This is a genomic window from Agrobacterium sp. H141 (genome assembly GCF_057158725.1).
In genome coordinates, this window is sequence record NZ_CM169893.1 from 782,436 (window position 1) to 807,792 (window position 25,357).

The window sequence follows — 25,357 nt, forward strand, 5'->3', positions numbered from 1 at the left end:
GGCTTGCTGCCTTAAAAGTTGCGACAACATTATTGCAGTTATTTCCATGTCCGCCATCGATACGGTGACGGGCAACACACACAAAAACGCGGACCTGTTTAATGAGCGACGATCAGAGTTTGAACAAGGAAGAACTTCTCGGCCGCAGCTTTATCTTCAGGGCATTGGACGAGCAGAGCAAGCGTGAACTCGCGTCCTTTGCTCATGTGAAACGCTATCGGGCAGGTGAGGTAATTTTCACAATGGGCGCTGCCGGTCAAAGCATGATGGCCATTGCCGAAGGCAGCGTGCGTGTCGATATCGTCACGCCCGGTGGACGGGACATGACCCTGTCGGAACTTCGCGCCGGCGAGGTTTTTGGCGAAATCGCCTTGCTGGATGGCGGCGAGCGGTCGGCCAATGTCCGTGCGTTGACCAATTGTGCACTGGTGGTGGTGGAGCGCCGCAGCCTGCTGGATATCCTTCAGCGCAATCCCAAGCTCTCGATCAAGCTGATTGAACTGTTGTGCGAGCGTGTGAGGCGTTCGGACGAGCGAATGATCGAGATTGCGTTTCTAGATCTTCCCTCTCGTCTTGCGCGACTGTTGTTGCGTTTGACGGTCGCCGCACCCGCCAGTGCAGACAAGCCCTTGAGCCGACTGTCGCTTTCCCAGTCCGAAATTGCCAAGATGATTGGCAACACACGCGAGAATGTGAACCGCTGCCTGAAGAAGTGGCAGAGTGCGGGTCTTGTGGAGCTCAAGGATGGCTGGTTGATATTGCGCGATCGGGAGAAACTGGGAGATCTTGCAGAAGGAGAGTGAGGACGCGAAAGGTTTTGCTGCAGGCCCCGTTCTGCTGTGTCGAACATCACAGGCGGGGCCGGACGGTTTCCCTTAGGTTTTGGTCATCGGCGGACGGAAACGACGCCACAGGAAAACCAAAGGAGATCTGCAATGTTCAAGAAAACCATTCTTTCCATCATGACTGTCGCTGCAATCGCAACTGCCGCTTCCGCAGTTACCGCGACCACGGCGTCGGCTGGCGGCTTTGGCTTCCATATTCGTGGTCACCATCACCACCACCATAATCATTACAACAACAGGATTATCGTCCGCTCGAAATACGGTTCTCAGCACGTCGCCTGGTGTTACAGCAATTACCGCAGCTATCGGGACTACGACAACACATTCCAGCCGTTCAACGGCCCACGCAAGCTCTGCATTTCGCCCTTCTTCCGGGGCTGAGCTGTCGATTTTACAGCTTTGAAAATAGGGCGCAACAGGCCCCGGCAACTCGCCGGGGCTTTTTCAGTTGCAATGGTGCGGGCTTTCAATGGGTGGCAGGTGGAGCCCTTGCGGTTAGCCGAGCTGCGTCACCGCATATGCAGGCATTGGCCGACGTAAGGGAAAGAGCTTGAGGTTCTGCCGTTCAGCGATCGTCAGCTTTCCTGCTGCGAGGTAGAGCAGGAAAGAGCCTATCTGATAGGAGAAAATGATGTCGATCTCCACGAAGGAACGGACCAGCAGAAGTGCCGAGATGGCGAAGAACAGCAATGCGCTTTCGCTGCGTTCCAACATCAGGAAACGGCGCAGATGGCCGAGCAGCGAGGTCAGCAATACGAGTGCGAGCATAAACGTGCCAAGCGCGCCGGTCTCAACCATGGTTTCGATCCAGGTATTATGGAAATGAAAGCCGCTGCGGGACGCGATGTAGAAATCGTTCCAGAGACGTTCAGCCTCTGCAAAGCCCTGCACCCAATAGCCCTGATAGCCGACGCCGAACCATGGTGTGTCGCTTGCGGCCAAAATACCCTGCTGCCATAGATAGGTTCGGCCCGTGAGGGTCGAATCCTTTCCGAAAGCGCCCAAAACGGCGTCCATGACACCAAATTGCAGCGATGCCGTCACCAGCGCGCCGCCAAAAACAATTGCCACAGCAAACAGCACGCGCCGCTGGCGGGGAGCCAGATAAAGGCTCATCTGCATGACAAGGCTCAAGCCGATCACCGCAAGTGTGGTCAAGACTGATGTCGCTGACTTCGATGCCATGAGGGCATAACAGGAGAGCAGGCCGGCCATTAATGTGCCGATGAACCAGAGGCCCCGCTCGCGGAAAATCATCACTGCACCATAGGAGAACAGGATTCCGAGAGAGGCGAAGAAACCGAGCTGATTTTTCGATGAAAACGCGCCCACGAAAGAATAGCTGCCGTCCAGCACGTCATAGAGATAACGGCCAAACAGCAGGGAGTAGAGAAGCACCGCTGCGCATCCCACAACACCGCCCAGCGCCAGCGTTCGCGGCACCAGTACGCGCATGGCAATCAGTGCACAGATGACATGGGTCAAATACTGTATGGATGCGCGCAACGAGACCGATGGCGCCATCGACCAGAAGGACGACAGGAAGCAAAAAATGGCAAAGGCGAACAACCATCCGTAGCGAAGGTAATTTCCGAGTGCCCGGCGGTAATCCACCAGTACGAGCGGAAACCAGACTGCATAATAGGCGAGAATGGAAATCTGGCCAAACCGCGTGGAATAGGCGAAGATGAAAAACGAGAATGCGACGGCGGCAATGCCGTAGAACTGGTTTCTTTCGGGGTCCACGAGATGACTTTTGGCGATCCTCATCAAAGCCTCACTGCATCAAGACTTCCGACGCCACCTTGACCACGTCGCCGGGTTGCAGCTGAACGGTTTCGTCGACCGCGATCTCTTTGGGGCCTTCGCCTTCGTCCCTGACAATTGTATATTTGACCTGGCTTGCCTTGCCCATGGCATCGTATTTCATCGACTCGGCAGATTGTTCGAGCGCCTCAGACATCAGTTGCCGGTTCGTCGAAAGCTTCAGGGCGAGTTTTTCCAGTTCGGCTTCCGTGTCCTGTAGCTCCTTTGCACGCTGTGCTTCCCAGTCATTGCGAAGGTTGATCTCGTCCTGCTTGGCCTTGCTGATATCCTGCTTGGCTCGCAATGTTGCGCTATCGATATCGAGCAGGGTCCCTTCCACGTCGGCTGCGCGACCCACAATTGACAGCTGGCGGTTGCTGGTCGTGAGGCCCTGTTCTTTCAATCGGCCGATCCGCTCGCGGTCCTTGTTGATCAGGTCAAGCTGTTCTTTTTGAGTTATTCCCTTTTGGGAAAGCGATTCAATTTCGTTTTGAAGGAGGGATTGGAGATCAGCCAGTGCCGTCAGTTGCAATTCATAGCGCTGGCGCCGTGACTTCATCAGCGCGGTCTCGCTGTCGATCAGGCGCTGGGCACCGTCCACTTTTTCCAGTTCCGCCGGCATCTTGATTTCGTCGGATCCGTTGATCTCTGCCATCAGTCGGGCCTGGCGGGCCAGAAGCCTGTCGCGCTCGGAATCCTGAACGGCGGCGTCACCACTGGCGCTGATGAAATCACGTGCGAAACGCTGGCCTTTATCAGCACGACGTAGTCCACCTGCAAGGCTCACGGCCTTTAGAACAGTGAGGTTCGGCGCATATTTATATTCGCCCGGAGTCTGTACGTCGCCGGCCAGAAAGATTGGACCAAATTCCACAATTTCGACCGAGGCCGAGGGCATCGTTCTGAGAGCCAGCTCATTCTGAAGGCGCTCGCCTATCTCGCTGGAGACTTCGGTGGCTGTACGCCCGGCCGCTTTGACTTCACCGACGAAGGGTAATGATATGAACCCCGTGGGGCCAATCCTGTAATCGCCGCCCACGCCTTCCCAGTCGCGGATCATTCCTTCGGCTGGCTGCCATTGGGCGACACGGATCTTCAACTGATCCATGACACCGAGGTGGTATTCTCCATCTTGGGCAAAAGCGGAGCCTGCCACGACAAATGCGGCTCCTGCCATGCACAATACAGTAAAACGCCGGCGCAGGGTCGACTTCAAGTTCTTCATTTTATGTCTCGCTTTTCGCGTGATCCGCCCGGCCAGAGGCGACAGCCTGCGGCCTTCAATCCATCTGTCGATTGTGAGGATTTCTGCGATCAGTAGCTGCCGCGTGACTGGCACACGGCAGGAATTGTCTTGGCGATGATAACGATGTCCCGGACGAAGGACCAGTTCTCGACATAATGCGTATCGAAGGCGATGCGGGTTTCATAGGAAACGTCATTGCGACCGCTGATTTGCCACAAGCCAGTCAATCCCGGTCGGGTCTGGAGATAGAAAATCGCGGCTGTTTCGTAGAGTCCCAATTCGTCGTCCACGACGGGACGCGGACCGACAACACTCATATCTCCCCGAATGATATTGATCAGTTGGGGAAGTTCGTCGAGGCTCAACTTGCGCAGAACGCTTCCAACGGTGGTCACGCGCGGATCGTCCTTGAGCTTTCTTGTGGCACGCCATTCTTCTGCAGCCTTGGGATCGGACTGTATATGTTGGCGTAAAACCTCATCTCCATTCGGCACCATCGTGCGGAACTTGAGGCATTTGAAGGAGCGTCCATTGTGGCCGACTCGGCGGTGGCCGTAAAACATGGATCCGCCATCTGAAAACTTCACCAGTGCCATGATGAGCAGAAAGATGGGGCTGAAAATGATCAACGCCGAAAGAGCGGCGGTGATGTCAAAGGTGCGCTTGGCGAAGCCTCCGGTCGGGTTGGGGATGGAAGCCTGCTCGGATCTGAGGAACGGCGATCCGGCCGAACGTGTCGCTGACTTCATAGAGTTAACTCCACTTATGTTGCGATGGGTCGGTGCCTGTATGGCGCGTCATGCGGAGTAATGTGACCCTAAGTCTGTGACCGGAATTGGGTGCTCGCAAGCCTTTTTATAGGCCGCAATCTTTCCTCGGTTAATTCTCTGCCAGCGCATCCAGTGACGTGAAGTGGGGAGACAAGCATAATAAGCGTGCTCAGGAATATAGCGTGAAATTATTCAATTATTGCCGCGCAAGGAGGTTGCTCTATAGAGTAACGTACAAGTCGTAGGTGTAGCGAAACCTTGTTACGGCAATCCCGAGCTGTTTGATCGGTTGCAGAAATGACTGCATTGCATTCTTCACTCTACCGTGACATGACGCAAAATTGTGCACTGCGATACCTTGTCGCAATGCAACCTGAAAATTCAGTGCTGACCATTTTTGGTAACAAAATTTGATTAAAATTCTGTGTGAAGGCTCTATCGCACTGCTTGGCGCGGGCAGTTGAGCTCGAATCGTGGCTTAAATGCGGCCCGATTTGGGCACAGTCGCCATTCCTCCCGGATTTTAGCACCGAAGCTTACCAAAGTTTCATGATCTTCGTGCGATAGACGGCCTAGAAGACCTTGAACCAACGTATCCGGCCCAATATGCTTTAGCAGCTTGAAGAGGAGCCGAGAGACCAAAGAAAACTGAGCTTTTGTTCCGGGAGGACAGGCCATGTATGCACCTCGCGTATTTCTAAGCATGATCGTTGTCCTGGTCGTATTTGCAGGCGCAACCTTCGTGTTGACCGGATCTTTGGCCACGGCAGTGCTTCAGACAGTGCTCAGTGCCATTATCCTGCAGGTGGGGTATTTCATCGGTGTTCTCTATCTCGTGCGCCGGGAAAAAAAGCTCCGCAAGGGTGAGGATTCTGGCGGTGAACTTCACGGTGATGCACCGGCCAAACTCAAGGTTACAGACCGTTAGTACACGGTCAAAAAATCGATAATTCCATATCTCGGTCATTTTCTTGCGCAGTATGTGTCTGATTGCATCCACGAAAGGATCAGCGACATGACTGCCGAAGCTTCCGTTTGCGTGATCATTGCCGCCAAAAATGCTGCTGGCACAATTGATGTTGCTATTCGCTCGGCCCTTCAGGAAAAAGAGGTTGGAGAAGTCGTCGTCATCAGCGATGCATCAACGGACGAGACAGCGCGTGTCGCTCAACAATCCGACGATGGATCCGGTCGTTTGCGCGTGATTTCCTTGCCGGAAAATGTCGGCCCTGCTGCTGCGCGCAATCATGCGATCAAGGTGTCCGAGGCGCCTTTGCTGGCAATCCTCGACGCGGATGACTATTTCTTTCCCGGTCGTTTCGCTCCGATGTTGTTGGAGAGCAACTGGGATTTCATCGCCGACAATATCGCCTTCACCATGGAATCGGGCGGTACGGCAAAACCCTCCATGTTCCAGTCGAGGGCAAGGGCGATATCCACGCTCGATTTCATTGAGGGCAATATATCCAGGCCCGGTGTGCAGCGCGGTGAGATCGGTTTCCTGAAACCCGTCATGCGCCGGAGTTTTCTCGACAGGAATGGTTTGCGCTACAACGAGGCACTGCGGCTTGGTGAGGATTATGACCTGTATCTCAGGGCCCTGATCAAGGGGGCACGCTATACCGTCATTGAACACTGCGGCTATGGCGCTGTTGTGCGTGCGAATTCGCTGAGCGGCCAACACCGCACGGATGACCTTCGACGACTCTTTGAAGCGGACAATGCCATTCTCTCTCAGACAGATTTGCCGATGGACGTACAGCATGCATTGCTTAGCCATGAGCGGCATATCCGCGATCGCTATGAATTGAGAGCTTTTCTCGATGCGAAGCGGGAACGCGGCCTGGCGATCGCATTCAGTCAATTGCTGACGCGGCCGGGTGCCTGGACCGCAGTCGTTGGCGGAATTGTCAGGGACAAGACGGCAGGGCTTCGTCGAACCGACGACGGGGAGGCGGCCCCCCCGGTTGGATTGCGTTATCTGCTGGATGGTGTTCCAGCAGTTCAGAAATAGTCTTTCCGGATTCCTTCCAGGACTTCGCGGAGCCGGTATTTCTGATTTTCCAGAATACCCTCAGGGCTCAATTGCGGTTCTGCTCGGCTCGCCTGCCACAGCGCCAAAATCGATGGTGTGGCCAGCATTTGTTTGGCAAGGCCGCGAATGCCGGTTTGCGATGGCTGCGACCTGGTGATGACCGTTTGGTCCGTTGCCATCCCATCTGGCGTTCCCTCGACCTTGGTGCTGTCGAAGTTCATCCCCCAGAAACGCGATCCCTTGGCGATTGCCTCGGCGCGCGTTGATACCGGGATTTGATGCGGCCGATAGGTTACGTCTACGCTTTCGGCCCAGTCGGTCCATTTGAAATCGTTGATCGACCGCGATGTTGTAACGGCAATCCACGGCACCCGGAAGGCATCGGCAAGGATTGCGCCATGCATCGATTCCGCCACGATCATTTCCGATTGCGCGATGTGCGATATGACTTCCTTTGCCTCGCCACGCGGGTCCAGATAGGTGAGACCTGCTGGTTCGCACACAGAATGCCACATGCCGAATTCCGCTGATTCCCAGTGGGGTATGAAGGTCTTCTTGTAGCGCTTGGGCAAGTCCCGGAATTCAGGCATGTCAGCTATCATGACGGCCGGGTCGACAATGCCTCGGTCCTGGGACAGGCCCAGACGGGCAGCAGTCCTGGGGCCACGCACACAGCGGACATCCCATTCACGGATGTTGCCTATATCGGGTGGTGTGCCGTAGCCGTAGCCGCTGCCGATGACCAGTTTATGGATGCCGGGCGGTAGAAGAACAGGATTAAGGACCGTGCCGACGCCGACCAGCAGGGTCTCATCATGGACCTCGCGAAAGCCCGGCAACAGGATATCCCACAGCCAGAGATTAAGGTCGTCGCCGAAATTGCCGTGATGCGATTCCCAGTGATATGGCTTCATGTCGCGCTCCTCGGGATGTGTCTGTTCAGATGTTTGCAATCAGCTTGCACGTGCGAGCTTTCCGGTACCAAGTTCGACCATGGTGCGCAGTATTGCCGGATCTCTCCAGGCCCAGCGCATCAACAGGCCAAGATCTGGGGCCTTCCTTGCGCGCACACGCCCCGCTTGGCTCCAGAGTGCCTGTCGTCGCGCGGTGTTCTTGTAAGAGGTAATCGAGGCTATGTCGGTTGGTCGCCGCGCAAATCGTCCTTCGAGAGTATCCAGGGCTACCCAGGTATTGAATTGTTGGCGCAGAAACTGGGGGGACTGGTTGTCGATGCTGTGGAAGATGTTGAGCCCGGTGCCGCGCATGGCACCTGCTTCGTCGCACAGCAAAGCGCGTTTCGATGCCAGGATGCAGTCGCAGAAAAAGAGGACATCTTCGGCGGCCAGACGCAGGGAAGGGTCAAACCGCACTGTCTCGAAAATATTGCGGCCGATGACCATGCAGGAGAGGTGAAGAAAGCTCCAGTTCTTCAGCATGGCACTGGCAAGATCGGCAACTTGTATGACCAGAGGCGTCTGGCTGTGGGTGATGACCGTTTCGGTCTCCAACAGTTTCGCCACGCCAAAATGATAATAAAATTCGTCGCTGGCCTGCATGGAGGCCCAATAGCAGTCTCCGCCAAATCGGTTCAGGCTTGCCTCGGCATTCTTCAAATGATTCTGCGTCCATATGTCGTCGGAATCGAGGAAGGCGACATAACTGGTTGAAGGTGACACGTGGTCGAGGCCGGTATTGCGTGCACCGCCCGGGCCTGCATTGGGTTGATTGATTACCGTGATGCGTGATCTTGATGTCTCATCAAGGGCGTCGATCTCGGTCTGCGCCGGTAGCGGTGATTCGTCATCAACGATCAAAATATCAAAATCCTGATAGCTTTGACTGAAGACGGATTGCAGTGCGCGACCCAAAATTCCGGTCTCTTTTTGGTAGAATGGAATTACAACTGTGAATGTCGCCATTTTTTTGCCCTTGCTATCTCAAACTATTGAAAGCCGCCGACATGGGTCGGCATCGGAAATGTGGCAGACCTGCCGTCGTCGTCTCGGCTTCCTCCAGAAACAGGACCTAGAACCATGGCCCCAATTCACGGCTTGAAGGCAGTGACGACCAATGTCGGCTGGAGCGTTCTTTCAAAGACAGCCACATTCGGGCTGAAATTTGTCACGGTGCCGATTCTTGCGCGGCTTCTTTCACCTGAGCAGTTCGGCGCGGTGGCTGTGGCGCTGACAGTCGTGCAGTTCCTGGCGATGATAGGTGGGGCCGGATTGACGTCTGCGCTGATCGTCGCGAAGGACGATGACATCGACACCGTGCACAGCGTTTTCTGGGCAAATCTCGCCATGGCGATGGCAATGTCGCTGATTATTTACCTCGCCGCGGTGCCGCTTGCCACTGCGATGGGCGCGACAGAGGCTGCCGGTCTGTTGCGCATCATGGCGTTCCTGATCCCGATTCAGCTTTCAGGGGATATCGCCTATTGCATCCTGGCCAAGCGGATGAATTTCAGTCGCGATGCGATGTGGAGCACGATTTCCGAATCATTCGCGGCCGTTGTCGCCGTTGCGATGGCCTATTTCGGTTACGGAGTGTGGGCTCTGGTGGTTCAGCTCTTTTCCTCGGCAATCATACGGTTGGTCGGGCTCTATTTCGCTTCGGGTTACATGCCGCGCGCCGTCATGCATCCGCGCAAACTGGTTCCGCTCCTGTCGTTCAGTTCGGGCGTGATGGGATCGGAAATCGCAAATTTCGTGACCTTTCAGTCTCCGATGATCGTCATCAGTCGAGTGCTTGGTGTTGGTGATGCCGGCGCATATTCCGTTTCCAACCGCTTTGCCAGTATTCCCAACCAGGTGGTATTGTCGGCCGTTATGGGTGTGCTCTTTCCGGCCTTCAGTGTCATGGGAGGGGATCGAAAGCGGCGCAGCGATGCGCTGATGCTGAGTACCCAAGTCACGACCGTTTTGCTGGCACCTGCCATGTTCGGGCTTTGGGCTGTGGCTGAACCGGCAATGCTTGTGATCTTCGGGCGGGAGTGGGCCCATGCCTGGCCAGTGCTTGGGCTGCTTGCCTTTTCCAAAGCGTTGGTCACGCCCTGCAGCACCTTCATACCCTATCTAAAGGGGACCGGGCATGGGCGCGTGCTTTTCTGGTCTGCCGTAATCCGCGCAATTCTGACAACTGGTGCAGTCGGTCTGGCGGCGGCCCATGGCGGACTGGTTGAGGCCATGACTGCGCTTTGCGTCGTCAATGCCGTGACCCTCATCGGGTATTCCTATGTCGTCTTCCGGGTGGACAAGATTCCGTTTTTTCGGGGATTGATGACGAGCAGCAAGTCGATGATATCCGCACTTGTTATGGCCGTCTGCGTTCGTTTGCTTTTGCAGGCGCTGGACGCACGTATTGAAAATGCTGTGCTGGAGCTTGCGATCGGGGCGCTCGTTGGAGGCGTGCTTTACGCGCTGCTTCTGCTTCTTACGGAACGATCCTTGCTGCGAAAGCTGCAAGGCTTGGTCGCTGCGCGACGAAGTGGCGCAGCGGCTTGAACGAAGCGGGCCGCTTTCTGCCGTGTTTTGGCCTCAATTCGCGATCTTTGTACCGTTTTGTGACGCAATAGGTCCTATGCGCATCAGTCATTGGCGTTTTGCGAGTGCCTGTGAAAATTTTTATGCCGCAGAAATTGCAGTTGCCTCAGTAGCGCAATCCATTTGTGTTGCAGCGCTTATTAGAGAACGCTCGAGCGTTTGCTCTGACGTCTAAACTGGCCGCCCCATTCTTTTTTGCTGCATCGCCACATTTTTTCCGGATGTAACCCTGATCCTGAATGTCGCGGGCTCAAGTCTGCTCTGATTTACACGGTGATGTTGGGAGGCATCACCCAGAAGAGGTGACTCGGTTGACAGTCGATCAGAACATATCCTCCCGTATCAATCTGATGCGCATATTCCTGATCTGCGGCATTGTGTTCGTGCATGTGCCTCATGATCTGCAGACCAGCCCATTCCTTTCCGATGCCAATGCCTTTCACTGGCTTCGCGTTTTTCTGGGCGACAGTTTCTTTCGCATTGGTGTGCCATGCCTCAGTGCGATTTCGGGCTACCTGTTGTTCCGTCGTGGTATGGACGGGTTCGATTACGCCGCGACACTTCGATCCAAGTTCAGGACGGTGCTGACACCGTTTCTGATCTGGAACCTGAGCCTTCTGGCCTTGGTACTGTTGGTGCAGTCGCGCGACATCGGTGTCGGCTATTTCCCCGATGCCTGGCAGTCTTCTGCGCGCGACATGCTGAATCTTGCATTCGCAACGGAAGACTTTCCCGTCAACATCCCGCTCTATTTTCTGCGTGATCTGTTCATTTGCATCCTGCTGTCGCCGGTTCTTGCCTACCTGGTGCGTCGCCAACCGCTTTTGACCTGCGCGATACTCTTTGGTCTCGCCATCCTGCCAACGCTGACGATTGGTCTCGTCTTGAAGAAGTCGATCCTTTTCAGCTTCACATTTGGCATCTGCCTGGCTCTCTATCGGATCGATGTGAAAAGCCTCGATCGGCATGCGTGGCTGGGATTGCTCGTTACGGTTGGTGCAGCTGCCCTGCTTGCGACGGGTCTCTATCAGGCAGGTCCTGACTTTCCTTTCTGGCTCGATCTGGCACGTAACGCCTTGTCGATCATTGGTGCGCTTGGGTTCTGGCTGCTGTCGGCATTGCTGATCAAGACGTCGTTCGGTCAGCGTCTGGCCAATACCGGCAGCCTGAGTTTCTGGATTTTCTGCGCCCATTACCCGCTGCTGGTTGTCTTGTGGATGATCTGGAACAGGATGTTTGGCGACGCGTTCTATGCCGTCTTCTATTGCGGGGCGCTCGTTACGACCTTTGCCGTTCTGTCTATCTCCAACAGGCTCACCGCGCGGTACCTGCCGTCCTTCTATCAGGTTCTAACCGGAAGCCGTGGGCGCAAGTTTCGATTGTCTTCCGATGTTCCCCGCCGCAGCCCCACGCCTGAGGGCGTAGGGCGCCCATTCGTTTGACGATGAGCCCAAAAGCAGAGGTGCAACATGCACAAGAACCAACCCATGCGTCGCTTGAGTATCTATCTGCTCGCTGGCGTTTTCCTGCCCGCTGTGGCAACCCAAGAGGCCGCGGCCCAGCAGCTCGCGTCTGGTCCGTCCTTTGTTGAAAGCTTCGACACGCTGGATACGTCGTTCTGGTACATTTCCGACGGCTGGAGCAACGGTGACCATCAAAATTGCACCTGGTCCAAAGGGCAAGTGAAGGCGCAATCCGGAAATCTGACGCTGGGCTTTGCCAAAGCGGCCACCGGGGGGCGGGATTATGCCTGTGGAGAGGTTCAGACACGTCAACGCTATGGCTACGGCACCTATGAAGTGCGGATGAGAGCAGCGACCGGCTCCGGACTGAATTCGGCCTTCTTCAGCTATATCGGGCCAACCGACAAAAAGCCCCATGACGAGATCGACTTCGAAGTTCTTGGCAAGAATACATCCGAGGTTCAGGTCAACCAGTATGTCTCCGCCAAGGGTGGCAACGAAAAGCTCATACCGGTTGCCGGTGGTGCAGATAAGTCCTTCAATGATTACGCCTTTATCTGGGAACCTGACCGTATCCGCTACTTTATCAACGGCAAGATGGTGCATGAGGTTACGGACAAGTCGAAGATCCCGAGCAACGCCCAGAAGATATTCCTGAGCCTTTGGGGATCGGACACCTTTGCGGACTGGATGGGTCCATTTGCCTATCAGGGACCCGCCTCGATGACCATCGAGCGCGTCGCTTTCACCGCGGGCGGTGACGACTGCCAATTTCCTGAATCCGTGCTTTGCACGCTCGACTGATTCCCTTTGTCGGTTTCAAGCCGGCTGGAAGTGCAGAGGAGTTCAAAACGGTGAAGACGCATATTCTCTATCTCGCCCATGATCTGGCAGACGCTGCAATCCGGCGGCGCGTCTTGATGCTGATCAGCGGCGGTGCAAGCGTGACAGTTGCCGGTTTTCAACGTGCCGAGAACTTGCTGGACGGCCAGGCTGACATTCAGACCATTGCGCTTGGCCGAACCGAAGATGCTCGTTTTGTCCAACGGATCGGTGCCGTCGTGTCGGCGGCAATGTCCCTCAAATCCAGACTTTCCGGTGTGCCGCGACCGGATGTGATCGTCGCCCGCAATGTCGAGATGCTGGCTTTGGCGGCGCGCGCCTCCAGCGTCTTCGGCGGAGGCATTCCTGTCGTCTACGAGTGCCTCGACATTCATCGACTGCTGCTCGACCGCGGTCTCAAGGGAACACTTCTGAGAGCTCTTGAAGGATATTTCGGACGCAAGGCCAAGCTGCTGGTTACCAGTTCACCTGCTTTCGTAGAGCACTATTTCAAACCGCGCTCGACGCTCGATCTTCCAACCTTACTTCTCGAAAACAAGGTCCTGGAACTTTCTGATGAACCTCACACTGCTGCTCCGCCGCCTGCGCCTCGCACCGGCGAACCTTGGCGGATCGGCTGGTTTGGCGCCATTCGCTGCCGCAAGTCTCTTGCGATCCTGTCCGATTTTGCTGCCCACATGAATGGCCGTGTCGAGATCGTGATGCGCGGTCGACCAGCCGATAGCGAGTTCGAGAACTTCGAGCGCATTGTTCAGGCAGCACCCTTCGTCGAATTTCACGGAGCCTACCGCAACCCGGAGGATCTGGGCTCCATCTATGCGGATGTCCATTTCGTCTGGGCGATCGATTTCTTCGAGGAGGGGCTCAACTCCGACTGGCTTTTGCCGAACCGGCTTTATGAAGGTTCGGTTCATGGAGCGATCCCGATTGCCTTGAAATCGACGGAGACGGGCAAGTTTCTCGATCAACGTAACCTTGGGCTGACACTCGACCGGGTGAATCCTGAAGACTTGCTCTGCGAATTCGAGGCCATGACGCCCGCGCGTTACAAAGAACTCTTTGGGCGAATGGCAGACACTGAACGTTCGACCTGGGTTGCAGGGCCAACGGATTGTCGAGCCCTGGTGACGAAGCTCTCAAAGCTGGACGATCGCCCCGGCGGCGCATCAGAGCCGTTTCCTGCGGCGGCTGTTTCGGCGGGTGGATAGGCAATGGATGGGGGAACAATGAAATGACGCACATCAAAATTTTGATTGTCATTCCCTGCCTTAACGAGGCGGCACATATCGAGGGACTGTTGCGGCAGCTGGGCAGGGGGCGGGCCAATTTGGACGCGCTGATCGTGGTCGCCGATGGCGGTAGTACCGACGGCACGGCTGAGATCGTGACGCGTCTCACTCAAGAGATCGATGATCTTGTTCTGCTTGAGAATCCCAAGCGCCTTCAGTCGGCGGCGGTGAACCTTGCTGTAGACCGATACGGTGCAGATCGCGACTATCTGATCCGGATCGATGCGCATGGCGGTTATCCCGAGGATTATTGCCAGATGCTTCTACGCGAAGCGATCGACACGCAGGCAGATTCTGTTGCCGTCGGTATGAAGACAGTGGGCGATGGAGGCTTTCAGAGCGCAGCAGCGGTCGCGCAAAACTCCAAGCTTGGCAATGGCGGATCGAAACACCGAGATGGTGCCGGCGGACAATGGGTTGACCATGCCCATCACGCCCTGATGCGGATAGACGCTTTCCGCACAGTTGGCGGATATGACGAGACGTTCAGTCATAATGAAGACGCCGAGCTGGACCACCGTTTGCGACGCGCCGGTTTCCGCATATGGCTCACAGGCGCAACCTATATGATCTATTATCCACGCAAGACGGCGGCTGCGCTTTTTCGGCAATATATGGGCTATGGGCGTGGCCGTGCGCGCAACCTTCTCAAGCATCGCACGCTGCCGAAGCCCAGGCAGATGATCCCTCTGGCCGTCGCGCCGGTCTGCGTGGGGTTGCTGTTGGCGGTGTTCTATTGGATTGCGGCCTTGCCATTCCTCCTTTGGGCCGCGCTTTGCCTGGCTTACGGCTTTTGGCTGGCTGTCTGGGAGCGCTACCCCAATGGCGTGCTCGCAGCTGTCGCTGCGATGATCATGCATGTCGCCTGGTCTACAGGTTTCTGGTCCGAACTGCTGAGCTTCAGGCAGAGGAGGGCGGTCGCTTGACAGCTGAACCCCAGATCAACGTCTTCATTGATATTGCCGTCTGCACTTTCCGACGTCCGGAGCTGCGCGAAACTCTTATCTCGCTTTTTGCTCTTGATGTTCCCGATCGGGTGGCAGTCCGTCTGATCGTGGCCGACAATGATGAGCGTCCAAGCGCCCGTGATTTGGTTGATAGCTTGAGGGAGCATTCTCCGTTTCCGATCAGCTACGTACATTGCCCGAAGTCCAATATTTCCATCGCGCGTAACGCATGTCTTACGGAAAGCGATGGAGAATTCCTGGCTTTCATTGACGACGATGAAGTCGCGGCACCGTCCTGGCTGAGCGAACTCTATAAGGCGCATATAAAGTCGGGTGCCGATGCGGTTCTCGGTCCCGTGCGCGCGATCTACAGTGCCAGTGCTCCTGGCTGGATGCGCAAGGGAGACTTTCATTCGACACGTCCCGTCTGGGTCAACGGTCATATCCGTACCGGCTACACCTGTAATGTGTTGCTCGACATGCGCTCGCCGCATCTGTCGAACCGCCGTTTCGATCTGGCGCTTGGGCAAAGCGGTGGTGAAGACACGCAGTTCTTCAGTGCGACGACCCGAGATGGCGGACGAATTGCGTTTGCTGCCAATGCACTGCTTGAGGAGCCGGTTCCGGCCAAGCGCGAAAGCTTCGATTGGCTGAGCAAAAGGCGCTTTCGCTCCGGCCAGACGCATGGGCGTATTTTGGCGACACAGCATCACGGGACCGCTCGGCTGATCCAGGCGTTTATCGCGTCCTGCAAGCTTGGTTGCTGTGCATTGCTGATGGCACTCTCCGTACCCTTCCCCATAGCCCGCTACAGATATGCGCTGCGTGCCGCTCTTCATGCCGGCGTTGTCACCGGACTCTTCGGTAAACGGGAAATTCGCCAATATGGCTTCGTGGAGGCATCATGATTGATAGCGGCGAGCGCCCGGATATCAGTTTTGTCATCGCGGCCTATAATGCGCAGGATACACTTGCTCGAGCAATCGACAGCGCTCTTGCCCAGACGGGTGTTTCCGTCGAAGTGATCGTCGTCGACGATTGCTCCGCTGATGGCACGGTTGCTTTGGCGGAAGGGTATTCGGATCCGCGCATGACGCTTTTGCAGCAGGCGCGCAATCAAGGCCCGGCGGCGGCACGCAATGCCGGAATATCAGCAGCCCGCGGCCGCTGGATCGCTGTGCTGGATGCTGATGACGAGGTGCGTCCGGGCCGGCTGCGGCGAATGATCGACCGTGCTGCCGTGGAAAATGCCGATATCGTCGTCGACAATCTCGATGTGGTGCCCATGGATGGCGGACCGGCAAAGACGATGTTCGCAGAGCGCCATCTGCAGGGCATTCACTTGTTGTCACTGGCAAATTTCATCCAGTCCAACATCATTTTTCGCGCGACTTACAACTACGGTTATATGAAGCCCATCTTTGCCCGTCGCTTCCTTTTGCGGCATCAGCTTTGCTTCGATGAAAGCCTGAAGATCGGCGAGGATTACATGCTGTTGGCTTCTGCGCTTGCCTGCGGCGGCAGATGCGCGGTGGAGCCGCTTGCAGGCTATATCTATCATCTGAGGCAAGACTCCATTTCCCGCGTCCTGGAAGCGCATCATCTGGACGCGATGCTTGCGTCCGACCGACTGTTTCTCGACCGCTTCGCACTCCATGGTGCCGCTGCAAAAGCGCAGCGTTTGCGCACCCGCAGTCTTATTGAAGCGCGTTCCTTCATTACCCTGATCGGTGAGATCAAGAACAGATCTATCGGTGGGGTTCTCAAAACGGCGATTGGTCATCCTCGTGCCTTGAGGCACCTGAAAATGCCGCTTGCCGTTCGCATAAACCGGATCCTGAGTGGCGCCGGTTCCCTCCCAACTGCATGGGGCAAACGCCTCCAGAAAGGACAGAATTCATGACGAATTTGCAGCCCGTACGAAAGGCCGTCATCCCGGTCGCCGGCAACGGCACCCGTTTCCTGCCCGCAACGAAGGCCACGCCCAAGGAGATGCTGACGATTGTTGACCGTCCCGTTGTTCAATATGCGGTGGATGAGGCCCTGCAGGCCGGTATCGAGCAGATCATCTTCGTCACCAGCCGCAACAAGGCGGCGATCGAGGACTATTTCGATACCTCTCCAGAGCTGACGGCTTCGCTGACGAAGGCCGGCAAGACAGCACAGGTTGCGCAGCTTGAAAAGATGCTGCCGCTTGCGGGGACCATTACCTACACCCGCCAGCAAGCGCCGCTAGGTCTTGGTCACGCTGTATGGTGCGCACGAGAACTGGTCGGCAATGAGCCCTTTGCGCTCCTTCTTCCTGACATGGTGTCCTTTGGGCCACGCGGTTGCATGGCGGGCTTGATGGATCTCTATCAAGAGGTTGGCGGTAACGTTTTTGCGGTCGAGGAATGCGCTCCGCAGGATACATCCAGCTATGGTATTATCGGCGTAGGTAATCGTGTGGAGCACGGCGTTCAGGTCACCGACATGGTCGAGAAACCCGATCCTGCGGTTGCGCCGTCCAACTATTACCTCAATGGTCGCTATATTCTGCAACCGCAAATCTTCGACTTGCTGGAATCGCAAGAGCGCGGGGCTGGCAATGAGATTCAGCTGACAGACAGCATGCAGCGTCTTGCCGCAAGCCAGCCGTTTCACGCGCATCCGTATACCGGACGTACCTTCGACTGCGGCAGCAAGCGTGGGTTCATCGAAGCCAATGTGGCCTTTGCCATGCTGCGCGCAGACCTGGGCGAGGAGCTTGCCCAATCAATCCAGCAACTGGTTTCCGAGCGCCGCCAAAGCGCACACGCCGCTTGAATCGAAACGCAAACGAATACAGGCGCGATACCGCGCCTGTACATCAATGTTCCTGAGGTGGATTGAACATGGACCACACCACATTGCGGTCGAGACAGGTATTCCAGATGGACCGCAGAGACAGCGACAGCTTTATCGATCTCGACAAATTGTGGAGCATGGTCGTTCGGCGATTTGCATTGATTGCCATGTGCGTTGCAGGAGCAATGGTGCTGGCCGGTGTCTATCTCTTGATGGTTCAGCCGTCCTATACGGCCATGACACAAATCCTGGTCGACGAGGATATGTCCCGTTTCGCCGAAGACGAACCTGGCCGCCAGAGCGGTCAGCAGCTTGATAACAGCATGTCCAGTTCGGTCGAGATCCTCAAGTCCAAGGCATTGGCCATGCGGGTGGTCGATGACGGCAAATTCGCCGAAAACGACATTCTCATGAACCCACCGAAGTCGCCTGTTGACGCTCTGAAAGGCACCGTTCGCAGCATGATCTCTGCGCTTTTGCCCAGCAAGCCGCCGGCTTCTGAAGGTGCCATGGAGGCGGGCCTTCGGGAGAAGGCAGCCGCTATTTTACGTCAGTCACTTTCGGTGGAGCGTGTTGGGCGCAGTTCGGTTATCGCGCTTTCGGTGCGTTCGCCTGAGCCTGTGTTATCGGCGCGTATCGCCAAAGCCTATGCCAAAGCCTATCTCGAGGAGCAGCTCAGCGCCAATTTCGAAGCAACCGAACGGGCCTCCAGCTGGTTGCAGGAACGGCTGACCGATCTCAATACCCGTTCGCAGCAGGCGTCGATGGCGGTCGAGCAGTACAAGAACGAGCACGGTCTGGTTTCGCCGCGCGGCGAGTTGATGACGACCCAGCAACTTTCCGATCTGAATAGCCAGCTTATCGCGGCGCAGGCGGATACGGCGACAGCTGAGGCGCGTTATCGCCAGTATGAGGCCATTCTGGAGCAGGGGCAGGCAGCGGCTGTGACCAATGCGGTCATCTCGTCACTCCAGACCGACAATTCGATCCTGCAGGATCTGCGCAAACGCTACATCGCCGTTAACGACCGTGAGCAGGAGGTCACGAAGCAGTTCGGTGCTGACCATCCCCAGGCGCTGGCGTTGAAGGCCGACAGGCAAGATATTTCGCGGCAGATCTTCAATGAGCTTCAGCAGCTCACCGAGAGCTTTCGAAATGAGTTCGAAGTGGCCAAATCCCGCGAGGCTTCGTTGCGAGACAATATCGCGCAGGTGACGGGTAGGAACTCTGATGCCAATGTCTCCATGGTGCAATTGGCCGAACTGGAGCAGAAGGCATCAGCGCTGAAAACGCTCTATCAGAGCTACCTCACGCGCTTCGAACAGACGGCTCAGCAGCAGTCATTTCCGATTGCGAAAGCGCGTGTGATTTCCGAGGCAGGTGTGCCGTCTGCGCCGTCCAGCCCGAAAAAAACCTTGACGATGGCCCTGTCCGTCGTTCTCGGTGGGCTTGTGGGGTGCGGACTTGCTGGCTTTCTGGAACTCAAGGACAGAACGTTTCGAACCGGGCAGGATGTGCGGGATAGACTGGGCGTACGCTTTCTCGGCTATCTTCCGTGGATCGATATGGCCCAACATTCGAGAAAGAGTGCCGATCCTTCACATGATCCTGGCGTGGATGCTGAGCACCATGCTGTACCTGACCACTTCCGACAGATGATGCGACTGGCCGTCGATGCACCGCGATCTCCCTATACCGAAGTGCTAAGGCATGCGCGTATTGCCACCGAGCTGGCGCTCAAGGGCAGAAAGTGCCGTGTGATCGGCATCGTCTCCTGCCTGCCGGGCGAAGGTAGCACCACGGTTGCTGCCAATTTTGCCGGCTTGATGGCGATGAGCGGCCAACGCACGCTCGTGATCGACGGCAATCTGCGTGAGCCATCCTTGAGCAAGATGCTGGCGAAGGAGCCGGAGGCGGGGCTTCTCGAAACGCTCTATGAGGGTATCGAGTGGACCAAGGTCGTTCGTGTGGACCGCCGCTCGAAGCTTGCCATCATGCCGATCGCATCGCTTGGAAGTTCGTTTGCGCATTCCAGTGAAGTCTTCACATCTGCCGGGATGGGACAGCTTCTTGGAAATCTGCGGGACATGTTCGATGTGATCGTCATCGATCTGCCGCCGCTGGTGCCCGTTATCGACGCAAAGGCCCTGGAGCCGCAGCTCGACGGCTTCATCTTCGTGACGCAGTGGGGGAAGACGCCCGTGAAGGTTGTCGAAAACCTGCTCGCCGCCGAACCCCAGATCGCGGCAAAGACCATTGGCATGATGCTCAACAAGACGGATATGGAGCGGCTCCATCGCTATGCCGATCCGGGTGCGGCCGAACGTTTCCGCGAGCAATTCACATCCTATTATGACGGTGGCGGCTACGGGCAGCAGAAGCCCTTGCTGGCAAAACCGGACCGCAAGGCGCCCGCCGAGGAGTCCGAAATAGAAACCTCGTAACCCGGCTCCACCGTGGTCGCCCATGCTTCCGCGAAGCGGTGGACGTCTCCGCTAAAAAGAGGACATGCTCTGGTATCGCCGGGCGGTGCGGCTATACTCCACCCGCCCGTCAGTCGCGTTTACAGGCGTCTGGGGTTTCTTCGAAATTTGGGAGTGAAATATTGCAAAATCCGCTATTTAGCCTCAACGGCAAGACAGCACTTGTTACTGGCTCATCGCGGGGGCTTGGGCATGCAATCGCAATCGGTTTGTCTCAGGCCGGTGCACGCGTGGTGCTCAACGGGGTCAATGCAGAGCGTCTCGAAGCGGTCGCGGAAAGCTTGAAGGCTGAAGGGCACGATGTTCTCAGCCAGGCGTTTGACGTCACCGACGAGGATGACGTTATTGCCTGCTTTGAGCGGCTGGATGCCGCTGGCGTGAATGTGCATATTATCGTCAACAATGCCGGTATTCAGCTTCGCAAGCCACTGGTTGAATTGCAGGCCGACGAATGGCGTCGTGTCATTGATACCAATCTCACGAGTGCCTTTTTCGTCGGACGGGAAGCTGCCAAGCGCATGATCCCGCGCGGCTATGGAAAGATTGTCAATATCGGGTCTTTGATGAGCGGCTTCGCCCGCCCAACGGTTGCCCCCTATACGGCGGCAAAGGCCGGCATCAAGGCTCTCACCCAATCGATGGCAGCGGAATGGGCCGAGCATGGCCTTCAGGCCAACGCTATCGCGCCGGGCTATATGCTGACGGATATGAACGAGGCCCTGACGAGCAATCCGCAATTCGATTCCTGGGTAAAGGGCCGGACACCGTCGCGGCGTTGGGGACGCCCTGAGGAACTTGCTGGCGCTGCGGTATTTCTGTCATCGTCGGCATCCGACTATATCAATGGTCAGATCATCTATGTCGATGGCGGTATGAGCGCAGTTCTCTGATCAACGGAGAAAGCGGCCAGTGGTGTACCGGCGGCTTTCTCACACAAGACTTTATGGATCAGGCCGCGCGGCGCGGCAGTCTCCAGTTCGGGCGCGGGAAATGGCAGGTATAGCCATTGGGGTAACGCTCCAGATAATCCTGATGCTCCGGCTCCGCTTCCCAGAAATCGCCGACCGGTTCGACTTCCGTCACCACCTTTCCGGGCCAGATGCCTGAGGCATCGACGTCGGCAATGGTGTCTTCGGCTACGCGTTTCTGTTCATCGTCGGTATAATAGATTGCCGAGCGATAACTCATGCCGACATCGTTGCCCTGACGGTTCAGCGTCGATGGATCGTGGATCTGGAAGAAAAACTCCAGGATATCGCGATAGCTGGTCTGGGTGGGATCGAATTCGATCTCAATCCCTTCAGCGTGGGTGCCGTGGTTGCGGTAGGTCGCATTTGCAACGTCGCCGCCGGTATAGCCGACGCGTGTGGAGACGATGCCGGGCATCCGGCGGATCAACTGCTGCATGCCCCAGAAGCAACCGCCTGCCAGCACGGCACGTTCGGTCTTGTTTGTCATGCCATCCTCCTTTGGGTGGGTTCTACCCTTAGATGGTGCGCAACGCCGGCAATTTCAATTTGCCGGCGTTGAACAAACGATGATGTGATCATGCGCCAATTGGGACGCAGGATCTGCGCCGTCAGTGGTTGTGGCGCGGTGGCGTCTTTGCCAGTTGACGGAAGTCAGATGCGCCCTTGATGGTGGCACCGTCTGCGAGTTGGGTCACTGTTTCCCGGTAGATCTTCTGCCAGGGTGTGGCACTTTGCGGTACGGCTGGAATGCCATCTGCCTTGCGCTTTTCAATCTCGGCATCGTCGACCAGCATGTCGCAACGACCTTCGTTGAAGTCGATACGAATGATGTCGCCGGTCCTGATCCAGGCAAGGCCACCGCCGGCTGCACTTTCCGGAGACGCATTGAGGATCGACGGGCTGTCGGCAGTGCCGGACTGACGTCCGTCGCCGATGGTTGGCAGGCTGGTGATGCCCTTCTTCAGAAGATGTGCCGGGGGCTGCATATTGACCACCTCGGCAGAGCCCGGCCAGCCGAGCGGGCCGGCACCACGGATCACCAGGATAGTTCGCTCGTCGATGCCAAGTGCGGGATCCTCGATGCGCTTGTGGTAGTCTTCCGAACCGTCAAAGACGACGGCCTTGCCTTCGAAGACACCTTCATTGCCGACTTCCGACAGATAACGCCGGCGGAACTCTTCCGAGACGACGCTCATTTTCATGATGGCGAAATCGAAAAGGTTGCCCTTCATCACCAGGAAGCCTGCACGTTCGCGCATCGGCTCGTTGAACTGTTTGATGACCTCGCGGTCGACGGCTTCGCGGCCTTCCAGGTTTTCGGCCATGGTCTTGCCGGTGACGGTCGGACAGGAGCCATCCAGCTTCCCTGCCTGCATCAGTTCCCACATGATCGCGGGTACGCCGCCTGCGCGGTGGAAGCGCTCGCTCAGATATTCACCCGCGGGCTGAACATTGGCGAGAAGCGGGATGTCGAAGCCATGGACCTGCCAGTCTTCCGGGAAAAGCTCAACGCCGGCATGTTTCGCCATGGCGGCCAGATGCGGCTGGGCATTGGTCGATCCGCCGATCGCGGAATTGACCTTGATGGCGTTAAGGAAGGCTTCGCGTGTCAGAATGTCAGAAGGCTTGATGTCCTCCATGACCAGTTCGACGGCGCGGCGGCCGGTCCGGTAGGCCATCTGACCACGGGCGCGGTAGGCGGCGGGGATCGCGGCGCAGCCCGTCAGCGACATGCCGAGCGCCTCTGCCATGGCGTTCATGGTGGAGGCGGTGCCCATGGTGTTGCAGTGGCCGATTGACGGTGCGGAATCCAGCGCTGCCTCAAGGAAGTCTTCCTTGGAATATTCGCCAGCTGCATATTTCCGGCGCGAGCGCCAGATGACGGTGCCGGAGCCAACCAGATCGCCGTCGTGCCAGCCGTCGAGCATCGGACCGCCGGAAAAAACGATGGCCGGAATGTCAACGGTTGACGCTGCCATCAGTGCCGATGGGGTTGTCTTGTCGCAGCCGGTCGTCAGCACCACTCCGTCCAGCGGATAGCCGTAGAGGATCTCGACGAGGCCGAGATAGGCCAGGTTTCGGTCGAGTGCTGCCGTCGGCCGCTTGCAGTTTTCAAACAGCGGATGCGTCGGGAACTCTATCGGAATTCCGCCTGCATCGCGGATGCCGTCGCGCAGGCGCTTGGCAAGTTCGATATGGTGTCGGTTACACGGATTGAGATCAGAGCCGGATTGGGCAATGCCGATGATCGGCTTGCCCGAGCGCAATTCCTCCGGCGTCGTGCCGTAATTCATGAAGCGCTCGAGATAGAGAGCTGTCAGGTCAAGGTGATCGGGATTGTCGAACCAGTCCTGCGAGCGCAGGCGGCGGCCAGTTTTGTTGCTATCGCTCATCAATTGTCCTTGGGCGTGCGCTTGTTGATCTTTTCGAGATGCAGCAGCAGTCCGCTGTGATCGGTTTCGGCGCCGCCATCTGACACGAAGTCACGGAATTCGCCACGGACTTTTTCTGTCAAAGGGAGGTCGAGGTGGTAATGCTCGGCCATGGCCGCAACGGCATCCAGGTCCTTGAGCTGAAGGCGCGAGGGGCCACCGGGGGCGAAGCTGCGATTGACCATGCGCTCTCCGTGCAGTTCGAGAATACGGCTTTCGGCAAAGCCACCACGAATGGCATCGCGGAATTTTCCGCGATCCGCGCCGCCGGCTTCCACCAGCATCATGGCTTCTGCCACAGCGCCGATGGTCACGGCGACAATCTGTTGATTGGCAAGCTTGCAAATCTGGCCAGCTCCTGACGGACCAACATAGGTCACGCGTCCAAGAGGCGTGAAGATTTCTGACAATCCTTCGACAGTTTCAGGATCGCCGCCAGCCATAATGGCCAGAGTGCCGGCTTCCGCGCCAACCACGCCGCCGGAAACCGGAGCGTCGATATGGGCTATGCCGATTTCCTTGAGCTTGTCGGAATGGTCGCGAGCGATAGGCGGGGCGATCGAACTGGTGTCGATCAGCACAGCGCCTTTCTTCATCGCGGATGCCACGCCCTTGTCGAACAGGACGTCGCCAACGGCATTGCCATCGGAAAGCATGGTGAAAACGACGTCTGCGCCATGCACTGCTTCCGTTGGGCTCGATGCATGGCTTGCCCCGTCGGCGACCAAGGCTTCAGCCTTGTCGCCCGCCCGGTTCCAGACGCTCACGGCAAAACCTGCTTTCAGCAGACGCCTTGCCATCGGCGCGCCCATCAGTCCGGTGCCGAGAAATGCTATTTTTGTGTCAGCTGCCATTATAACTTTCCTCCCAGTTCATCCTCGATATGCGCCTGGATGATCTCGTCGAAGGAGTTCTCCGCAGTGAAGCCAAGTGCACGCGCTCTCTTTGCTTCAAAGCCCGGTGCCCATCCAGCGCACATCTGCATGACCATTTCATCTGGTTCGCGGCGGATCAAGGCGACCGCCTTGTCTCCGGCGACGCGTCGCAGTGCTTCAATCTGTTCGCCAACAGTGGCGCTCAGACCTGGCATGGACAGATTGCGGCGGGGGCCGACTTCGTCAAGGTCGATTGTCGCGCCATGCAGAAGGAAGCCGACGGCAGAGCGCGGCGATGCATGCCAGTGACGAACATCATCGGAAACGGGAAGCACGGCTTCCTTGCCGACAAGCGGCTCGCGCAGGATGCCGGAGAAGAAACCTGATGCAGCCTTGTTCGGTTTGCCGGGGCGAATGCAGATTGTGGGGAGACGGATGCCAATGCCTTCGAAAAATCCACGGCGGGAATAATCGGAGAGTAGCAGTTCGCAGATCGCCTTTTGCGTGCCGTAGCTCGTCAGTGGTGTCGTGTGGAATTCATCCGGGATCGGGTAGGGCAGCGGCGCGCCAAAGACGGCGATCGAGGATGTGAAGACGACGCGCGGTTTGTAGCCATCTTCGCCATTGGCAATGCGGATTGCGTCAAACAGATAGCGGGTTCCATCCAGATTGATTCGGTAGCCCTTGTCGAAATCGTGCTCGGCTTCACCGGACACAATGGCCGCCAGATGGAAAAAGACATCGGGGCGAGCCGCGACAAGGCGCTCAGCTTCGCCGGGCGTTGATAGGTCAACAGTTTCGATGTTGACCTTGCCGGTGAAGCCGGCTGGTGCCTCTGGCGCTACGACGTCGACCAATGTCATCGTCTCGACCGCACGGCCGTCGATGTTGCCGTTCTTTGCCACACGTTCTGCCAGCTTGCGCCCGACCATTCCTGCTGCGCCAATGATACAGATATGCATGAAATCCTCCCTCGGTGTGTCT

At 56.9% G+C, this 25,357-nt stretch carries 22 protein-coding genes and 1 pseudogene; 14 read left to right on the plus strand and 9 right to left on the minus strand.

The features are described from left to right. The first annotated feature begins 101 nt into the window (after positions 1–101). Positions 102–803 carry a Crp/Fnr family transcriptional regulator gene (locus ACWPM9_RS03475; RefSeq protein ID WP_428187556.1) on the plus strand — a complete coding sequence of 234 codons (702 nt, stop codon included), beginning with the start codon at positions 102–104 and terminating at the stop codon, positions 801–803. A gap of 297 nt (positions 804–1,100) precedes the next feature. Next, a pseudogene (locus ACWPM9_RS03480) lies at positions 1,101–1,226 on the plus strand (BA14K family protein); the annotation flags it as partial. Positions 1,227–1,340: 114 nt separating this feature from the next. On the opposite strand, the gene ACWPM9_RS03485 reads toward ACWPM9_RS03480, so the two are convergent. From ACWPM9_RS03485 to ACWPM9_RS03495, 3 genes are all read right to left on the minus strand, one after another. Next, a complete protein-coding gene (locus ACWPM9_RS03485; protein ID WP_484756762.1) occupies positions 1,341–2,615 on the minus strand; it encodes an O-antigen ligase family protein in 1,275 nt (424 codons plus the stop codon). Between the two features lie 7 nt (positions 2,616–2,622). Then, positions 2,623–3,876 carry a polysaccharide biosynthesis/export family protein gene (locus ACWPM9_RS03490; RefSeq protein ID WP_484756763.1) on the minus strand — a complete coding sequence of 418 codons (1,254 nt, stop codon included), beginning with the start codon at positions 3,874–3,876 and terminating at the stop codon, positions 2,623–2,625. An 89-nt stretch (positions 3,877–3,965) separates the two neighbouring features. After that, positions 3,966–4,646, minus strand: a complete 681-nt coding sequence (locus tag ACWPM9_RS03495) for a sugar transferase (RefSeq protein ID WP_428187559.1) — start codon at positions 4,644–4,646, stop codon at positions 3,966–3,968. Positions 4,647–5,343: 697 nt separating this feature from the next. On the opposite strand from ACWPM9_RS03495, the gene ACWPM9_RS03500 reads away from it, so the two are divergent. Together ACWPM9_RS03500 and ACWPM9_RS03505 are read left to right on the plus strand one after the other, a co-directional pair. Continuing rightward, positions 5,344–5,595: an exopolysaccharide production repressor protein gene (locus ACWPM9_RS03500; RefSeq protein ID WP_484756764.1), complete on the plus strand. Its 252-nt coding sequence runs from the start codon at positions 5,344–5,346 to the stop codon at positions 5,593–5,595. Positions 5,596–5,682: 87 nt separating this feature from the next. After that, positions 5,683–6,681 carry a glycosyltransferase family 2 protein gene (locus tag ACWPM9_RS03505; RefSeq protein ID WP_484756765.1) on the plus strand — a complete coding sequence of 333 codons (999 nt, stop codon included), beginning with the start codon at positions 5,683–5,685 and terminating at the stop codon, positions 6,679–6,681. On the opposite strand, the gene ACWPM9_RS03510 is transcribed toward ACWPM9_RS03505, so the two are convergent. Further along, on the minus strand, positions 6,672–7,616 hold the full coding sequence (locus ACWPM9_RS03510) for a polysaccharide pyruvyl transferase family protein (protein ID WP_484756766.1): 945 nt from the start codon (positions 7,614–7,616) through the stop codon (positions 6,672–6,674). The genes ACWPM9_RS03505 and ACWPM9_RS03510 overlap by 10 nt on opposite strands. A 39-nt stretch (positions 7,617–7,655) precedes the next feature. Next, entirely contained in the window at positions 7,656–8,621 is a 966-nt protein-coding gene (locus tag ACWPM9_RS03515; protein ID WP_484756767.1) for a glycosyltransferase family 2 protein, read from the minus strand. 114 nt (positions 8,622–8,735) lie between these two features. Between ACWPM9_RS03515 and ACWPM9_RS03520 the strand changes: the two genes are divergently transcribed. The 10 genes from ACWPM9_RS03520 (at position 8,736) to ACWPM9_RS03565 (ending at position 20,985) form a co-directional block, all read left to right on the plus strand. Next, positions 8,736–10,205: a lipopolysaccharide biosynthesis protein gene (locus ACWPM9_RS03520; RefSeq protein ID WP_484756768.1), complete on the plus strand. Its 1,470-nt coding sequence runs from the start codon at positions 8,736–8,738 to the stop codon at positions 10,203–10,205. A gap of 350 nt (positions 10,206–10,555) precedes the next feature. After that, a complete protein-coding gene (locus ACWPM9_RS03525) occupies positions 10,556–11,686 on the plus strand; it encodes an acyltransferase family protein (RefSeq protein ID WP_484756769.1) in 1,131 nt (376 codons plus the stop codon). A gap of 27 nt (positions 11,687–11,713) precedes the next feature. Next, the gene (gene exoK, locus ACWPM9_RS03530; RefSeq protein WP_484756770.1) at positions 11,714–12,511 is read left to right on the plus strand and encodes an endo-1,3-1,4-beta-glycanase ExoK; all 798 of its coding nucleotides are present in this window, start codon (positions 11,714–11,716) and stop codon (positions 12,509–12,511) included. A gap of 50 nt (positions 12,512–12,561) precedes the next feature. Then, positions 12,562–13,758, plus strand: a complete 1,197-nt coding sequence (locus ACWPM9_RS03535) for a glycosyltransferase (protein ID WP_484756771.1) — start codon at positions 12,562–12,564, stop codon at positions 13,756–13,758. Positions 13,759–13,781: 23 nt separating this feature from the next. After that, positions 13,782–14,765, plus strand: a complete 984-nt coding sequence (locus ACWPM9_RS03540) for a glycosyltransferase family 2 protein (protein WP_484756772.1) — start codon at positions 13,782–13,784, stop codon at positions 14,763–14,765. Continuing rightward, positions 14,762–15,694: a glycosyltransferase family 2 protein gene (locus ACWPM9_RS03545; RefSeq protein WP_484756773.1), complete on the plus strand. Its 933-nt coding sequence runs from the start codon at positions 14,762–14,764 to the stop codon at positions 15,692–15,694. The genes ACWPM9_RS03540 and ACWPM9_RS03545 overlap by 4 nt, the downstream gene beginning before the upstream one ends. Next, positions 15,691–16,689 carry a glycosyltransferase family 2 protein gene (locus ACWPM9_RS03550; RefSeq protein WP_484756774.1) on the plus strand — a complete coding sequence of 333 codons (999 nt, stop codon included), beginning with the start codon at positions 15,691–15,693 and terminating at the stop codon, positions 16,687–16,689. Before ACWPM9_RS03545 ends, ACWPM9_RS03550 begins: the two co-directional genes overlap by 4 nt. After that, on the plus strand, positions 16,686–17,591 hold the full coding sequence (locus ACWPM9_RS03555) for a UTP--glucose-1-phosphate uridylyltransferase (protein WP_428187571.1): 906 nt from the start codon (positions 16,686–16,688) through the stop codon (positions 17,589–17,591). The genes ACWPM9_RS03550 and ACWPM9_RS03555 overlap by 4 nt, the downstream gene beginning before the upstream one ends. Positions 17,592–17,659: 68 nt before the next feature. Beyond that, positions 17,660–20,056, plus strand: a complete 2,397-nt coding sequence (locus ACWPM9_RS03560; RefSeq protein ID WP_484756775.1) for a Wzz/FepE/Etk N-terminal domain-containing protein — start codon at positions 17,660–17,662, stop codon at positions 20,054–20,056. Positions 20,057–20,217: 161 nt separating this feature from the next. Further along, entirely contained in the window at positions 20,218–20,985 is a 768-nt protein-coding gene (locus tag ACWPM9_RS03565) for an SDR family oxidoreductase (RefSeq protein ID WP_484756776.1), read from the plus strand. Between the two features lie 58 nt (positions 20,986–21,043). Here ACWPM9_RS03565 and msrA read toward each other — a convergent pair whose 3' ends face one another. The 4 genes from msrA to denD form a co-directional block, all read right to left on the minus strand. After that, a complete protein-coding gene (msrA, locus tag ACWPM9_RS03570) occupies positions 21,044–21,553 on the minus strand; it encodes a peptide-methionine (S)-S-oxide reductase MsrA (RefSeq protein ID WP_428187574.1) in 510 nt (169 codons plus the stop codon). Between the two features lie 121 nt (positions 21,554–21,674). Next, positions 21,675–23,459, minus strand: coding sequence for an IlvD/Edd family dehydratase (locus ACWPM9_RS03575; RefSeq protein WP_428187575.1), 1,785 nt, complete (start codon positions 23,457–23,459; stop codon positions 21,675–21,677). Then, positions 23,459–24,352, minus strand: a complete 894-nt coding sequence (locus ACWPM9_RS03580) for an NAD(P)-dependent oxidoreductase (RefSeq protein WP_484756777.1) — start codon at positions 24,350–24,352, stop codon at positions 23,459–23,461. Before ACWPM9_RS03580 ends, ACWPM9_RS03575 begins: the two co-directional genes overlap by 1 nt. Continuing rightward, positions 24,352–25,335: a D-erythronate dehydrogenase gene (gene denD / locus ACWPM9_RS03585; protein WP_484756778.1), complete on the minus strand. Its 984-nt coding sequence runs from the start codon at positions 25,333–25,335 to the stop codon at positions 24,352–24,354. Before denD ends, ACWPM9_RS03580 begins: the two co-directional genes overlap by 1 nt. Positions 25,336–25,357: the final 22 nt, after the last annotated feature.

What these genes read in the sequence shown, in the direction of transcription:
- ACWPM9_RS03475 (WP_428187556.1), top strand. Translation starts at nt 102, where the DNA reads ATGAGCGACGATCAGAGTTTGAACAAGGAAGAACTTCTCGGCCGCAGC.
- ACWPM9_RS03485 (WP_484756762.1), bottom strand. Translation starts at nt 2,615, where the DNA reads ATGAGGATCGCCAAAAGTCATCTCGTGGACCCCGAAAGAAACCAGTTC.
- ACWPM9_RS03490 (WP_484756763.1), bottom strand. Translation starts at nt 3,876, where the DNA reads ATGAAGAACTTGAAGTCGACCCTGCGCCGGCGTTTTACTGTATTGTGC.
- ACWPM9_RS03495 (WP_428187559.1), bottom strand. Translation starts at nt 4,646, where the DNA reads ATGAAGTCAGCGACACGTTCGGCCGGATCGCCGTTCCTCAGATCCGAG.
- ACWPM9_RS03500 (WP_484756764.1), top strand. Translation starts at nt 5,344, where the DNA reads ATGTATGCACCTCGCGTATTTCTAAGCATGATCGTTGTCCTGGTCGTA.
- ACWPM9_RS03505 (WP_484756765.1), top strand. Translation starts at nt 5,683, where the DNA reads ATGACTGCCGAAGCTTCCGTTTGCGTGATCATTGCCGCCAAAAATGCT.
- ACWPM9_RS03510 (WP_484756766.1), bottom strand. Translation starts at nt 7,616, where the DNA reads ATGAAGCCATATCACTGGGAATCGCATCACGGCAATTTCGGCGACGAC.
- ACWPM9_RS03515 (WP_484756767.1), bottom strand. Translation starts at nt 8,621, where the DNA reads ATGGCGACATTCACAGTTGTAATTCCATTCTACCAAAAAGAGACCGGA.
- ACWPM9_RS03520 (WP_484756768.1), top strand. Translation starts at nt 8,736, where the DNA reads ATGGCCCCAATTCACGGCTTGAAGGCAGTGACGACCAATGTCGGCTGG.
- exoK (WP_484756770.1), top strand. Translation starts at nt 11,714, where the DNA reads ATGCACAAGAACCAACCCATGCGTCGCTTGAGTATCTATCTGCTCGCT.
- ACWPM9_RS03540 (WP_484756772.1), top strand. Translation starts at nt 13,782, where the DNA reads ATGACGCACATCAAAATTTTGATTGTCATTCCCTGCCTTAACGAGGCG.
- ACWPM9_RS03550 (WP_484756774.1), top strand. Translation starts at nt 15,691, where the DNA reads ATGATTGATAGCGGCGAGCGCCCGGATATCAGTTTTGTCATCGCGGCC.
- ACWPM9_RS03555 (WP_428187571.1), top strand. Translation starts at nt 16,686, where the DNA reads ATGACGAATTTGCAGCCCGTACGAAAGGCCGTCATCCCGGTCGCCGGC.
- ACWPM9_RS03560 (WP_484756775.1), top strand. Translation starts at nt 17,660, where the DNA reads ATGGACCACACCACATTGCGGTCGAGACAGGTATTCCAGATGGACCGC.
- msrA (WP_428187574.1), bottom strand. Translation starts at nt 21,553, where the DNA reads ATGACAAACAAGACCGAACGTGCCGTGCTGGCAGGCGGTTGCTTCTGG.
- ACWPM9_RS03575 (WP_428187575.1), bottom strand. Translation starts at nt 23,459, where the DNA reads ATGAGCGATAGCAACAAAACTGGCCGCCGCCTGCGCTCGCAGGACTGG.
- ACWPM9_RS03580 (WP_484756777.1), bottom strand. Translation starts at nt 24,352, where the DNA reads ATGGCAGCTGACACAAAAATAGCATTTCTCGGCACCGGACTGATGGGC.
- denD (WP_484756778.1), bottom strand. Translation starts at nt 25,335, where the DNA reads ATGCATATCTGTATCATTGGCGCAGCAGGAATGGTCGGGCGCAAGCTG.